At 64.7% G+C, this 13,423-nt stretch carries 10 protein-coding genes; 2 read left to right on the top strand and 8 right to left on the bottom strand.

The genetic code is table 11. The features are described from left to right. Entirely contained in the window at positions 1-2,637 is a 2,637-nt protein-coding gene (locus C9I57_RS02400; protein WP_107149022.1) for an MMPL family transporter, read from the bottom strand. 379 nt (positions 2,638-3,016) lie between these two features. On the opposite strand from C9I57_RS02400, the gene C9I57_RS02395 reads away from it, so the two are divergent. Further along, complete coding sequence (locus tag C9I57_RS02395; protein WP_107149021.1) at positions 3,017-3,616, top strand: MlaC/ttg2D family ABC transporter substrate-binding protein; 600 nt, start codon at positions 3,017-3,019, stop codon at positions 3,614-3,616. Positions 3,617-3,669: 53 nt separating this feature from the next. On the opposite strand, the gene C9I57_RS02390 is transcribed toward C9I57_RS02395, so the two are convergent. The 4 genes from C9I57_RS02390 to ispH all read right to left on the bottom strand — a co-directional run bounded on the left by C9I57_RS02390 (position 3,670) and on the right by ispH (position 7,963). Continuing rightward, positions 3,670-4,317 (bottom strand): response regulator, encoded by a 648-nt coding sequence (locus C9I57_RS02390; protein ID WP_107149020.1) that lies wholly within the window; start codon positions 4,315-4,317, stop codon positions 3,670-3,672. Then, positions 4,314-5,750, bottom strand: coding sequence for a cache domain-containing protein (locus tag C9I57_RS02385; protein WP_107149019.1), 1,437 nt, complete (start codon positions 5,748-5,750; stop codon positions 4,314-4,316). Before C9I57_RS02385 ends, C9I57_RS02390 begins: the two co-directional genes overlap by 4 nt. A gap of 106 nt (positions 5,751-5,856) precedes the next feature. Then, positions 5,857-7,008 carry an adenosyl-hopene transferase HpnH gene (hpnH, locus tag C9I57_RS02380; protein WP_107149018.1) on the bottom strand — a complete coding sequence of 384 codons (1,152 nt, stop codon included), beginning with the start codon at positions 7,006-7,008 and terminating at the stop codon, positions 5,857-5,859. A 16-nt stretch (positions 7,009-7,024) separates the two neighbouring features. Beyond that, the gene (ispH, locus tag C9I57_RS02375) at positions 7,025-7,963 is read right to left on the bottom strand and encodes a 4-hydroxy-3-methylbut-2-enyl diphosphate reductase (RefSeq protein WP_107149017.1); all 939 of its coding nucleotides are present in this window, start codon (positions 7,961-7,963) and stop codon (positions 7,025-7,027) included. A gap of 432 nt (positions 7,964-8,395) precedes the next feature. On the opposite strand from ispH, the gene C9I57_RS02370 reads away from it, so the two are divergent. Continuing rightward, the gene (locus C9I57_RS02370) at positions 8,396-9,571 is read left to right on the top strand and encodes a glycosyltransferase (protein ID WP_107149257.1); all 1,176 of its coding nucleotides are present in this window, start codon (positions 8,396-8,398) and stop codon (positions 9,569-9,571) included. A gap of 109 nt (positions 9,572-9,680) precedes the next feature. Here the strand turns inward: C9I57_RS02370 and C9I57_RS02365 are convergent, their stop codons facing one another. The 3 genes from C9I57_RS02365 to C9I57_RS02355 all read right to left on the bottom strand — a co-directional run bounded on the left by C9I57_RS02365 (position 9,681) and on the right by C9I57_RS02355 (position 13,272). Then, positions 9,681-10,181: a hypothetical protein gene (locus C9I57_RS02365; protein WP_107149016.1), complete on the bottom strand. Its 501-nt coding sequence runs from the start codon at positions 10,179-10,181 to the stop codon at positions 9,681-9,683. A gap of 132 nt (positions 10,182-10,313) precedes the next feature. Beyond that, the gene (gene hpnA / locus C9I57_RS02360) at positions 10,314-11,324 is read right to left on the bottom strand and encodes a hopanoid-associated sugar epimerase (protein WP_107149015.1); all 1,011 of its coding nucleotides are present in this window, start codon (positions 11,322-11,324) and stop codon (positions 10,314-10,316) included. Positions 11,325-11,454: 130 nt separating this feature from the next. Beyond that, entirely contained in the window at positions 11,455-13,272 is a 1,818-nt protein-coding gene (locus tag C9I57_RS02355) for a putative bifunctional diguanylate cyclase/phosphodiesterase (RefSeq protein WP_107149014.1), read from the bottom strand. Positions 13,273-13,423: the final 151 nt, after the last annotated feature.

Genomic DNA, 13,423 nt, shown 5'->3' with positions numbered 1-13,423 from the left:
TTATCTATCGATTCCTTCTAGTTCTTTGCGGGGCGCTTGTGCTTTGCGCGGCTTGCCCATCAATATCGGCTGAAACACGACCGCACCGACGAGCGTGCATGAAAGCGCGAGTGCGAGCAGCCGTCCCATGCTGGCGGTGCCCGGATGATGCGAGAGCCAAAGACTGCCGAACGCGGTTGCCGTCGTTGCGGCACTGAACAGCACTGCGTGAGTGAGACTGGACGAAAGCAGGCTTGTCTGACCGGCTCGCCATGCCATCACGAAATACACCTTGAATGCTACGCCGACGCCGAGCATCAAAGGCAGTGCGATGATATTGGCGAAATTGAGCGGCATGCCGAATACCACGCAAAGCTCGAGTGTGACGAGGGCCGAGGCCAGCAGCGGAATCATCGTTCGCAGCACGTCGCCGAAGCGGCCGAGCGCAAGCCACAGCAAGACCGTGATCGAGATCACGGCGAGCACGGCGGCCTGAAGGAATGCCTTGATGATGACGCGCGCCGAATAGAGGATCGAGATCGTCCCGCCGATCGCTGCCGGATCCGCGTGTTTCACCGCGTTGGCGAAGCGGCGCAACATTGCGTCGTCGTTGGGATCGACGCCGGGCGGCACGCGCGGCGCAATCTGGACGAGCGCCGCGCCGCTTGGCGCGACCCATTGGCGAACCAATCCGGGCGGCAGTGCTTCACGCGTAATCGTGGCCGGCTGCAGGAGCATCGTCAGTTGCCGCAGCGCGAGTCGGAGCGGCGTCGAGAACGCCGCCTCGGCACGGTCGCGCGCCGCGGGAGCTGCCGAGGCCAATTTTGAAATCGATGCCGACAGGCGTCGCGCCTCGCTCGCGCCCGGCCCCGGATGATCCTCCGCCGCGTATTCGAGCAGGTTCGACGCGCGCTTCAGCGCGGCGACGCGTTGAGCGTCCGTGGCCGGCGGGGCAGTCGGCTGTGTCAGCGCGGGCAGCAGCGCATCGGCGGCCTGCTTGATCGACGCGAGCTTCTCGGGCTGATCGGCGGGAATAAACGTCGACAGTGTCGTGGCGCTGCCCACCTCCGGTAGCCGGGCGAGACGCTGCGCCGTGGCATCGGCGGCGGTAAGCGACGGCGCGAGCACGACCACATCGTTGACGCCCGCCTCCGGCGAATCCTTCAGCGAAAGCAACGTAGCCATCGATTCCGTCGTCGGGTCCTTCAGATGCAACGGGTTGAAGTCGAACTGCAGATGCGTAAGCAGGGGCAGCCCGCAGACGATGACAGCCAGCGTGCCGATCAATATCGGCTTGCGGTGCGCCTGAAGAAAATCGTCGATGGGTGCGAGCCGCGGAAAGCCGGGACTCGCCGGCTCGCCGGGAGGCGCGAGCAATTTCAGCAACGCTGGAAGCACCGTCATCGTGCTCAAGTAAGCCACGATCATGCCGACGCCGGCGATGAGCCCGAGCTCGGAGACGCCGCGGTAGGCCGTCGGCAGGAATGAAAAGAAGCTCGTTGCGACGGCCGCGGCCGCGAGCGTCAGGGGCAGGCCCATCGAGTGCACCGCGCCGACGAGCGCATGATCGAGCCGCGCATCGCGAAAATGCTCTTCGCGGTATTTGACGCCGTACTGGATCGCGAAGTCCGCGCCGAGCCCGATGAAGAGCACCATGAACGCGACCGAAATCATGTTCAGCGAGCCGACCATCAGGAGCCCGAGCGCCGTCGTTATCGGCAGCCCCACGGCAAGCGTGACGAAAACCGCGCCGATGATGCGCATCGAGCGCAGCGCGAGCCAGAGGATCGCGAGCACGACCACCAGCGTAATGATGCCGTTCACGGCCGCTCCGTCTTCGACGGAGGCAAATTCCTCGTCGGCGAGCGGCTGCTGTCCGGTCAGCCGGACCACCGCGCCAAACCGCTTTTGCAAGTCGAGCGAGATGGCGGCGGCGCGGATCGCCGCCGACGCCTTTGCGCCTGCCTGCAACGCTCCGTAGTGGAGCACCGGAGTGACGGTGACGAACGCGCGTGCGGGCTGGCGGGCCGCGTCGGCGTCGACGAGCGCGCGCCATGAGAACGCCGCCGGCTTGCCCGCCAGCACCGCGTCGACGGTATCGGCGCTGCGCGAGAATAGCGTCGCGAGGCTCGGCAGTGCGACTTGCCCTGATTGCAACGGCAAGCCGAGCATCGTCGAAAGCGTCGTGGCAAGCCCCGTCAAGCTGGGATCGTGAGCGAGGGCGTTGATGAGCGGCTTTGCGGTCGCCAGTTGCGACGTCGTGCCGGCCACCTCGCGCGTCGACAGGAAAAGCAAACCGTTGTGCTCGAAGAGCGGGCCGCCGGCGGGCTGAGTGACGTCGCCGATCTCACTTGCGTAAACGGGCGTTTTAAGACCGGCGGCGAGCGCATCGGCCGCTGCATCGGCGAGCTCGGGGGCCGGGGCCTCGATGACGGCGAGGATCGTCTGGTCGCGTTGCGGAAAGGCACGGTCGAGCGCCGCGCCGAGCGCGGCCCACTGGGGCTCGTTCTCGATCAGCTTGCTTACGTCCGTATTGATCTGGAAGTGTCGCGCGACGTAGACGCCGCTTGCCGCAGCCAGCGCCAACGCGAGCGCGACGACCCAGATCGGGCGGCGCACCGACCAGTCAACGAGTCGGACGATTAGGGACGTCAGCATGGGAGGGTTGGCAACGGGTACGGGGTAAGCAAAAAGAATCTAAGTATACCGGCTGCGCGAGCGACACCCGGATTGCATGTACGGCAAATCGCGGGCCACGGATGCGGCTTGGGGGATGCGCTCGGATGTCCTACGTGGGCACGTGCCATGCGCGCGACGCATGAATGGGTGCCTGCCGTATCCGCTTCCAGGGAGCGGAGGGCGGGAAGGCGCGGCGCCGGCGGCTGTATCGGATTGAAAACGTCTGTATCAAACAAGATGCCACCGGGCCAATGGTCGGTATACTGCCAGCGGCTGCTTGGCGATCTGGCCGCGTGGACGCTCGGCCCAGGGACGCCGGACTTGCCGGTCGGCACTTTTTTCACTTGAAGCGTAATTCATGAAACGTCAACTGTTCGCTTTTCTCTTGGCCTCGTTCGTCGGCGTTGCCGCCCATGCGCAGACCACGCCCGTCGACGTCGTCAAGCACGCGGTCGTCGGCACCGTGGACGCGATGAAGAAAGACCCCAGCGCGCGCACCGGCGATTTGACGAAGATCACGCAGATCGTGCACGAGGACTTCATTCCCTCGACGAACTTCGAGCGCACCGTGCGCATTGCCGTCGGCCAGGCCGCGTTCAATCAGGCGACCCCCGAGCAGCAAAAGGAGTTGACCGACCAGTTCAGCACGCTGATGACGCGCACCTACGCCGCCTCGCTTGCGCAACTCGGCTCGCAAGACGCAAGGTTCGCGTTCAAGGAAGGTACGGCGACGGCCAATGACGCGCTCGTCATGTCGACCGTCACCACGCCCGGCGATAGTCAGACAGTCGGCTATCGGCTCGGCAAAGTCGGCAGCGATTGGAAGATATACGACATCGACATGTCGGGCGCCTGGCTGATCCAGGTGTATCAGGGGCAGTTCAAGACTCAACTGCAGCAAGGCGGCGTGCCTGCGCTTATCGATTACCTCAAGAAGCACAACGCGCGCACCGAATGAGGGGCCAGGGTCGGCTACCGCCGGTGGCGCCGGACTCGCCCGGCGCCGGCCCTTCAGCGATGCCGGCGCTCCACGGCAAACTTGATCAGCTCCGCCTGGCCTTCGATATCGAGCTTGCGCTTGAGGTTGAGCCGGTGCGTTTCCACGGTCCGCACCGATAGCCCGTACCGCTCGGCGATCTGCTTGCTCGACAAGCCGTCGGCGAGCGCGTCGAGGATTTCGAGCTCGCGCGGCGTCAGCCGCTCGGCGGGCGTCTGCAGCCCGCTCGCCTGAATCATTCGCGCCGCGATGTCGGCACTGAAGAATGTCCGGTTCTCGAGAACAGTCGCTATCGCGTGAACGATCTCGGTGGCCGGCGAGTCCTTGAGCACATAGCCGCTTGCGCCTGCACGCACGGCTTGCGTGACGTACTCGATGTTGTCGTGCATCGAAAGCATCAGGACTCGCACCGCCGGAAAGCGCTCATGAAAGATGCCGGCGAGCGTAATGCCGTTCATGCCGTTCATGCCGACGTCCATCAGCGCGAGGTCGGGGCCGAGCTTCTCCGCAAGCGCGAGCGCCTCGTCCGCATTGCCCGCTTCGCCGGCGACTTCGAGCCCCGGCACGCCTTCGAGACGCAGGCGCAGGCCGTCCCGTACGAGCGGATGGTCATCGACGAGGATGATTTTGGCGGGACGAGGGGCGGGGGCGGACGTACTCATGCGCTGCGAGCCTGTTGCTCCGGTTGGATAGGCGCGTCGGGTTCGATGCTGCTCGCGAGCGGCACATGCGCGGTGACGACGGTGCGGCCCGGCTGCGATGCGAGCAAGAGCGTACCACCGAGCGCGTCGAGCCGCTCGCGCATATTGCGCAGGCCGATGCCGCGGCGCGCGTCGGCCTGCACGCACTCGATATCGAAACCGCAACCGTCGTCGGTGATCGATAGCGTCACCGCATGTTCGGATAGGCGAAGCTCGAGCGTCGCATGCGCGGCATGTGCGTGGTGCACGATGTTCGTCAGCGCTTCTTGCGCGATTCTGAAGAGGGCAGTGTTGAGCGCATCGGGCAGCATACGCGCGGGTCCGTGCGCGTGGCGCGTGAATACGACTTCGAGACCTGTCTCGTCGCCGAGCTCGTGCGCCAGTTGCTCCAGCGCGGCGGCAAGGCCGAGATCGTCGAGCATCGCCGGGCGCAGCGCATGAGAGATGCCGCGCACCTCGCGCAATGCGTCCGAAAGGCGGGCAAGGCCCGTCGAAAGCGCCGCTTCCGCGCTCGGCACTCGCGCATCGCGCCCACCGGCCGATTCGAGCCGCGCCAGCGCCGATTCGAGCAGCAGCTTGACCGACACCATCTTCTGACAGATGCCGTCGTGCAACTCTCGCGAAAGCCGCGCGCGCTCCTCCTCCTGCGATTCGACGACCTGCTGGGCGAGCCGCTTCAACTTCGCGTCGGCGCTGCGATGCTCGGTGACGTTGACGATCAACGCACACGCGGCGATGACGACGAAGCCGGCCAAGGCGATGGCGCCGATCCACGTCAGCGTCCGGCCGATATTCGAGGACGCGCTTTCGTCGATGTGGGCGAGCGCTTCGTGGACGCCGTCCAGATAGATGCCCGTGCCCATCATCCAGCCCCAGCGCGGCAGCGGCACCACATAGCCGAGCTTCGCTTCGAGCTGGTTCGTCGACGGCCGATGCCAGACGTAGCGGACGTAGCCGCCGCCTCTCGAGGCGGCCGCGATGAGCTCCTGAATCGGGAGCGCGCCGTCGGGGTCGCGCAACGACCACAGATTGCGGCCGACGAGATCGGGCTCGCGCGGATGCATCAGCGAGTTGCCGTGCATGTCGTAGACGAAGAAGTAGCCGTCGGGGCCGAAATCCATCTTCTCGAGCACGGCCAGCGCCTGGCGACGCAGCGCCGCATCGTCACTCGCGGGATCGGCGCTCGCCTCGTACAGCGGCGCGATGGCGCTGGTCGCCAGCTCGACATAGTGCTTGAGCTCGAGTTGCTTGCTCGACATGTAGGCCGCTTCGACGCTCGCATGCTGCGCCTTTGCGAGCGCTGTCGCCTGCAGGCGCACGCCGATGCCGATTCCCGCGATGGCAACGAGGAACGGCACGATCGCAAGCAGAAAGATTTTCGTCTTGAGCTTCATGTCGACGGACTGCCGCGCCTTAAGCCCCTTCAAAGCGAAAGCGCGACGAATCGCTTCGCCGCGCTTTCTTCGGTCGTTCGAACGAGTGGACTGCCGAAACAGCCGCTCAGTGCGCGGCAGCCGTCCGCGTCTTGTTCGCGCCGCCCGAGCGCTTGATTTCCTCGAGCTTGATTTCGACGTGGCGCGAGAAGACATATTCGGCCGGACGTTGCTTGTCGAGCGGAATGTCCTTCGCGAATGCGCCTTCGATCTTCGGCCCGCGCATGCTGACGCCGAGCGCCTTCAGCGGATGCGCGACCGTATCCATCACGGCCGTCGCTTCGAAGCCGCTATGCACCATGCAATCGGCGCACTTTTCGTAATTGCCGGTTCCGTAAGCGTCCCAGTCGGTCTCTTCCATCAGCTCCTTGAACGTCTTCGCATAGCCTTCGCCGACGAGATAGCAGGGCCGCTGCCAACCGAACACGGTACGCGCGGGATTGCCCCACGGCGTGCAATGGTAGGTCTGGTTGCCGGCCAGGAAGTCGAGGAACAGCGCCGACTGGCTGAACGACCAGTTCTTGCCGCGCGCGCCGCGCTTGAAGATCTCGCGGAAGAGCTGCTTCGTCTTGTCGCGATTGAGGAAGTGCTGCTGATCGGGCGCGCGCTCATAGGCGTAACCCGGCGAGACGGTGATGCCGTCGACGCCCATCGGATGCAGCGTATCGAAGAACGCCGCGACGCGCTCCGGTTGGGCATCGTTGAAGAGCGTGCAGTTGATGTTGACGCGGAAGCCGCGGCGCTTCGCTTCACGAATCGCGGCGACAGCCTTGTCGTAGACGCCGTCCTGCGACACCGAGTGGTCGTGCATCGCCTTGTCGCCATCGAGATGGACCGACCAGACGAAGTACGGGCTCGGCTCGTAGTCGTCCATCTTCTTTTCCATCAGGAGCGCGTTCGTGCAGAGATAGACGAAGCGCTTGCGCTTGATGATGCCGCGCACGATCTCGGGCATCTCCTTGTGCAGCAGCGGCTCGCCGCCCGCGATCGAGACGACGGGTGCGCCACACTCATCGACGGCGCCGAGGCACTCTTCGACGGAAAGGCGCTGATTCAGGATCGGGTCCGGGTAATCGATCTTGCCGCAGCCATTGCATGCAAGGTTGCAGCGAAAGAGCGGCTCGAGCATCAGCGCGAGCGGATAGCGTTTATTACCCGAGAAGTGTTGGCGCGCGATATAGGCGCCGACACGGACTTTCTGCAACAGTGGGATCGACAAAGCGTCCTCCTTGAACTTATCGTGCGGCGACGGGCTCGGCGAGCTTCGACGGCAGCTTGAATTCCACTTTCTCTTCGCGGCCGTCCATCGTCTCGACCTCGACAGGACCGAGCGCGCGCAGCGCGTCGATGACGTTTTCGACCATTTCCTCAGGCGCCGACGCGCCCGCCGTGATACCGACAGTCTGCGCATTGGCGAACCATTCACGCTTCACTTCCGAACCGTCCGCGACGAGATAGCTGGGTACGCCGCTTTCGGCGCCGATCTCGCGCAGGCGGTTCGAGTTCGAGCTGTTCGTCGCACCGACGACCAGCAGCACATCGACATGCGCGCTCAACTCGCGCACCGCCGCCTGGCGGTTCTGCGTCGCGTAGCAGATATCGCGCGTGTCCGGACCGACGATGTCCGAGAAGCGCCGCATGAGCGCATCGATGATGCCGCGCGTGTCGTCGACCGAGAGGGTCGTCTGCGTGACATAGGCGAGCGGCGTATTGTCGGGCAGATCGAGCTGCGCGACTTCGGCTTCGCTCTGCACGAGCAGCACTTTGCCCGGGATCTGGCCGATCGTGCCTTCGACTTCGGGGTGCCCCGCATGACCGATCAGGATCAACGTGCGGCCGGCGGCCACGTACTGGCGCCCCTGCACATGGACTTTCGTCACGAGCGGGCAGGTGGCGTCGAGCACGTCGAGGCCGCGCGCCTGCGCGTCGCGCTCGACGCTTTGAGCGACGCCATGCGCGCTGAACACGGTGACGGCCCCGTGCGGCACTTCGTTCAGCTCTTCGACGAAACGCGCTCCCTTGCTGCGCAGATTCTCGACGACGTGCCGGTTATGCACGATCTCATGGCGCACATAGACAGGTGCGCCGTGCCGCTGCAACGCGCGATCGACGATCTCGATCGCACGGACGACTCCCGCACAAAAACCGCGCGGCTGAGCAAGGATGACTCGCATGTTCTGGCGAACTCCGACTGGATCGGGGTATCGAATAAGCCGACTTGTTGCGGCCCGTTGATCGCCCTGATCCAACTATTATTAAAAGCGGGCGTGAAGCCGGCAGACTGAATCCAAACGCGCATTCTATCGCGATCGGGCCGCAAGCGCTTCAAAGCGCCTTTCGAGCGTTGCAGGCAGGGCAATAGCGCTTCTATCGTGCTTGCGCATTGCGCGTGCCTATGAGCTGCGAAGGGGGCGCCGGCGCGCTCGCGCCGCCTTCGCGGTAAACCCCATTAAACTACGGGTCTCGCCGTCAACCTTACATTTTCATTACCGGATGCACTCGTCCCTTTCGCTTCGTTCCCTGGTCCGCTCGATGAACTTCGATTGCTCCGAGCATTCGCGCGCCGGCGGCCGCGATGCCTTTTTTATGCCGGCGAGGACGCGGGTATGGTGACGACCCTGCTCTTCAGCGCGTCGCTCGTCTCGCTCATCATCTGGTGCGTGCTGCTCTTCGCGCGCGGCGGCTTCTGGCGCGCGCGACCGCCGGTGCCCGTTCTCTTCGAGCCGAGATCAACGTGGCCCGCGGTCGTGGCGGTCGTTCCCGCGCGCAACGAGGCCGACGTGATCGGCGACGCGCTCGCGTCGCTGCTCGCCCAGGACTACGCGGGCCGCTTCCACGTGATCGTCGTCGACGATCACAGCACCGATGGCACGGCCGATGCGGCGCGCGCCGCGGCGCTCGCGCTCGGGCGCGCGGAGCGGCTCAGCGTCGTGGCGGCGAAACCCCTGCCCGCGGGGTGGTCGGGCAAGGTATGGGCGCAAGCGCAAGGCATCGCGGCAGTGGCCTCGCTCGGTCTCGAAGCCGACTACTTGTTGCTGACCGACGCCGATATCGGTCATCCGGCCGACGCCGTGACGCAACTCGTTGTGCGCGCAACGAATGAGGAGCGCGACCTGGTCTCGCTGATGGTGCGGCTGCGCTGCGACTCCTTCTGGGAAAAAGCGTTGATTCCCGCGTTCGTGTTCTTCTTCGCGAAGCTGTATCCGTTCGCCTGGGTCAACGATGCGGGCAACAAGACGGCGGCCGCGGCGGGTGGGTGCATGCTCGTGAAGCGTTCGGCGCTCGAGGAGGCCGGCGGGATCGAATCGATCCGCGCGGAACTCATCGACGATTGCAGCCTCGCGGCGCGCATCAAGCATCGCGGCTCGGGCGGCCATGCGATTCGGCTCGACGTCGCGGCCGAGAGCGTCTCGCTGCGTCCGTACGATAGCCCGCGGGAGATCTGGAACATGATCGCGCGCACGGCTTTTACCCAGCTGCGCTATTCGCCGTGGCTGCTCGCGGGCACGCTCGCGGGCATGACGGTGATCTATCTTGTGCCTCCCGTCGTCGCGCTCGTGCTCGGCGCACCGGGGTGGCCCGCCTGGATCGCATGGGCCGCGATGTGCTGCGCCTACACGCCGATGCTTCGTTATTACGGTCGTTCGCCGTATTGGGCGCCGGCGCTGCCGCTCGTCGCGGTCTTTTACGTCGGCGCGACGTTGGCGTCCGCCATCCGTTATTGGCGCGGCAAGGGCGGCCAATGGAAGGCACGCGTGCAGGCGCCCGTGCAAGATCGTTGACGTTGCCTAGTGCCCCGGCGGGGCTGCTTCATGGCTCACACCTACTGCCGCGAAGGCGCAAGCGCTGCGGCAGAGGCGGGCGAATGAAGGAGGGGGCGAGCCGCGGCCGCTACTTCGACAACATCATATAGAGCTGGATGACCATATCGGGCGAGAAAGTAAACGGCACCCAGCCGTGCCCGGTGTGGCGAGCGACGAGCAACCGGTCGCCATTCGCCTGTTTTTGCACGGCGACGATCGGGTTCTTCGTCGATACGAATTGCCACCCCTGCGCAATCGTAGTCGGCACCTCGGGCAACATCGATGCTCGAGCATTGGCGAACTCTTCGACGAGTTGACCGATCTGCTCGGGACGCAGCGTGACGCTCTGCGAGCCGATCGTGAGCGTCAACTCGTTTTGCGATGGCCGCCCAACGCGCAGCGTAGGTTTATCGTCGTGAGTGCCCGGCGTTTCAGGGGCTTCGGGCATCTTGGCCGTCGAGTCGGCCGCGTCGGGCTTCTCCGGTTCACGCTGTGCGGCGGCCGCGAGCGCCGCTTGCGCGGCCCGGTTGAGCTCATTGATCTGATCGATGCTTGCTTCCAGCGCCCCGATCTGTTCGTGAAGGTTCATGCGCGTTCTCGTTCGCGAGAAGAGTCCGCGATTTTAACGGCGCGCGGACGCATTTCCGGCGCGATGCCGATCAAGGTTGTAACAAAATGCACGAGGCGGGCCTTCGCTCGTGCCTGCGCCTATCCCTTTGCCTCAAGCTTTCAAATAGCCGGCCTCGCGGAACCAGTCGAGCGCGTCGTGCAGCCCTTCGAGATAGGGGCGGGCGCGATACCCGAGCTCGCGCTCTGCCTTTGCCGAACTGAAATACATCTTGTTCTTCGCCATCTTGAGTCCGTCGATGGTCACGAACGGTTCGCGCTTCGTGATCTTGGCGACGCATTCGGCGCCGAATGCGATGGGATAGAGCGGCAAGCGCGGCAGGCTGATCGTGGGCGGTTTGCGGCCGGTTCGCGTCGCGATGTCGGCGAGCATTTGCTGCAGCGGCAGGTTTTCGCCGCCGAGGATGTAACGCTCGCCGATGCGCCCGCGCTCGAGCGCGAGCAAGTGGCCCGCGGCGACGTCGTCGACGTGCACGAGATTGAGTCCCGTATCGACGAATGCCGGGATCTTGCCGAGCGCCGCTTCGACGATGATGCGTCCGGTCGGCGTCGGTCGCACGTCGCGCGGACCGATCGGCGTGGACGGATTGACGATGACGGCCGGCAGGTGCTTTTCGGCGATCATGCGCTCGACGGCGCGCTCGGCGAGCACTTTGCTGCGCTTGTAGACGCCGATGGCTTGTTCCGGCGCGAGCGGCATCGTTTCGTCGGCGACACGGCCTTCGCTCGTGACTTTCAGCGTGGCGACGCTGCTCGTGTAGACGATGCGCTCCACGCCCTCGGCGAGTGCGGCCCGCATCGTTGCCTCGGCGCCTTCGAGGTTCGCGCGCTCGATCTCGCTCGGGTTCGGCGCCCAGAGGCGGTAATCCGCGGCCACATGAAAGAGATAGCGCACGCCGCGCAAGGCAACTCGCATCGAGGTCTCGTCGCGCATATCGCCGACGACGACTTGCGCATCGAGCGATTCGAGGTTTGTGCGCGGGCTCGTCGCACGCACCAGAACGCGCACGGCAAAGCCACGCTCGAGCGCTACGCGTGCGACGGCCGAGCCGACGAAGCCCGATGCGCCCGTGACGAGCACGAGATCGCGTGATGTGGCGGTCATCTGAGGGGTTCCTTATTCGTTGCGAAGCGACGCGACGAACCTGTCGCATCGCGGGCGATTCCAAGCGTGTTGCGATTCTAAACGCGGCACGCGCGCGGCGTTGGTTCGAACCGGGAATGAGGGCGGTGTTTCAGCCTGGCACGAGCGAGCCCGCGTTGAAGTGGCGGATAAACGTATGCGCGTCTACCGCGGGCATCGGCCGTGCGAACCGGTAACCCTGCACGACGTCGCAACCGTGGCGGCGTAAGAAGGCGAGCTGGAGGTCGGTCTCGACGCCCTCCGCGACGACGCTGAAGCCGAGCGCATGCCCGAGCGACAGAATGGCCCGCGTAATGACTTCGTCTTCGCGATGCACGCCGATGCCGCGCACGAACGACATGTCGAGTTTCAGACGCTCGGCCCGGAAGCGGCGCAGCCGAGAGAGACTGGAATAGCCGGTGCCGAAATCGTCTATGGCGATGTCGACGTTCATCGCGCGCAGCGCTTCGAGGAGTTCCACCGACCCGGCATTCAGGAGCGCCCCTTCCGTGATCTCGACTTCGAGCAGTTGCGGCGCGAGTTGCGCGCGCGCCAACGCCCGCTGAATTATGCACACGATGTCGCCGCGCGCGAGCTGACGCGGTGACAAATTGACCGACATGCGCAAGCCAGGCAGGCTCTCCTGCCACGTCTGTGCTTGAAAGCAGGCCTGTTGTACGACCCATTCGCCGATCGGCGCGATGAGCCCGTTTTCCTCCGCGATCGGAATGAATGTGGCCGGACTGACGGAGCCGTGCTCGGCATCGTGCCAGCGCAGCAGCGCTTCGACGCCGGTCACGCGGTGTGTCTGCAGATCGACCTGCGGTTGATATTCGAGCCTGAATTCGCCGTTCGAAAGCGCGACGCGCATCCGTCGAGAAAGCGAAAGCCTTTCGTCCGCCTGCTTGCCGAGCGCGGGCGTGAAGCGCTGCAGACCGTTGCGCCCGTTGGATTTGGCGCGGAACATCGCGAGATCGGCGCGGCGCAGCAAGGTCTCGGCATCGTCGCCGTCGGCAGGGAAGCAGGCGACGCCGATGCTCGTTTCGACATAGAACTCCGTATCGTCGATCGCGATCGGAGAAGCGAACACACGCATGACGCGCGCGATGACCTCGCTCTGACGGTCGCATTGGCAAGCACCGCGGGCCTCGCTATCGAAGTTTGCGCCGTTTTCGAGCACGACTATGACGAACTCGTCGCCGCCGTAACGCGCGACGGTATCGGATGGGCCGACGCATGACGAGAGCCGCGAGGCAATTTCTTGGAGTAGACGGTCTCCGACTCCATGCCCCAAGCTGTCGTTGACGTCCTTGAAGTGATCGACGTCCATGAACACGAGCGCCACGCTGGTGTTGTTGCGCCGCGCGTCGTCGATCGCATGCTCGAGCCGTTCGTTGAAACGTTTGCGGTTCGGCAACGACGTAAGCGAGTCCACGTCGGCCTGCCGGCTCAACAATTCGCGCGACTGCTCTTTTTCGGTGACGTCGGTGACGACGACGAAACAGCCTCGGCGGCCTGCATACCTCATCATGTGATAGGTGGGCTCGACGCTGAACCGCGTGCCGTCCTTGCGGATATGCCGGCGTACGCCCGTGGTACCGCTGGCTGGCCCGTCGCGGGAAACCAGCGCATCGAAGTCTTCGAGAAAGGACGCGCGGTCTTCGGGCGGACGCAGTTCGGTGATCGGCAAGCCAGCGAACTCTTCGCGCGAGTAGCCATATAGGTGTATCGCCGCCTTGTTTGCGGCGGCGACGGTGCGGGTCGCAACATCGTAGACCAGCATCGGAAGGGGATGGCCTTCGAAATAGCGGCGAAAGAACGCGCCCCCTTGTTCGCTCGCGAAAGGCGCGCGAGCTCGCGCAGCCAGGCGCCGACCGACGATTTTCTCGCGACTGATCTTTACGTTTGCTGCGCGGCGTCGCTGACTCACCGTGGGGTCTCCTCTCGCGTTAATGAGTTATCGCGCTTACGCAATCAGTGCATTAACGGCGCTCGCGTCGGCTTTCTTTAGATGTTTTGCACATGCATGAATCGCGCGGTTGCCGGACCGCGAGCGTCGACGGCGACTAAAATGCCCGCTT

The organism is Trinickia symbiotica (assembly GCF_003028655.1).
In the GTDB taxonomy this organism is placed as follows: domain Bacteria; phylum Pseudomonadota; class Gammaproteobacteria; order Burkholderiales; family Burkholderiaceae; genus Trinickia; species Trinickia symbiotica_A.
The sequence above is the reverse complement of the archived record's forward strand: the minus strand, read 5'-3'. Positions and strand labels throughout refer to the sequence as shown.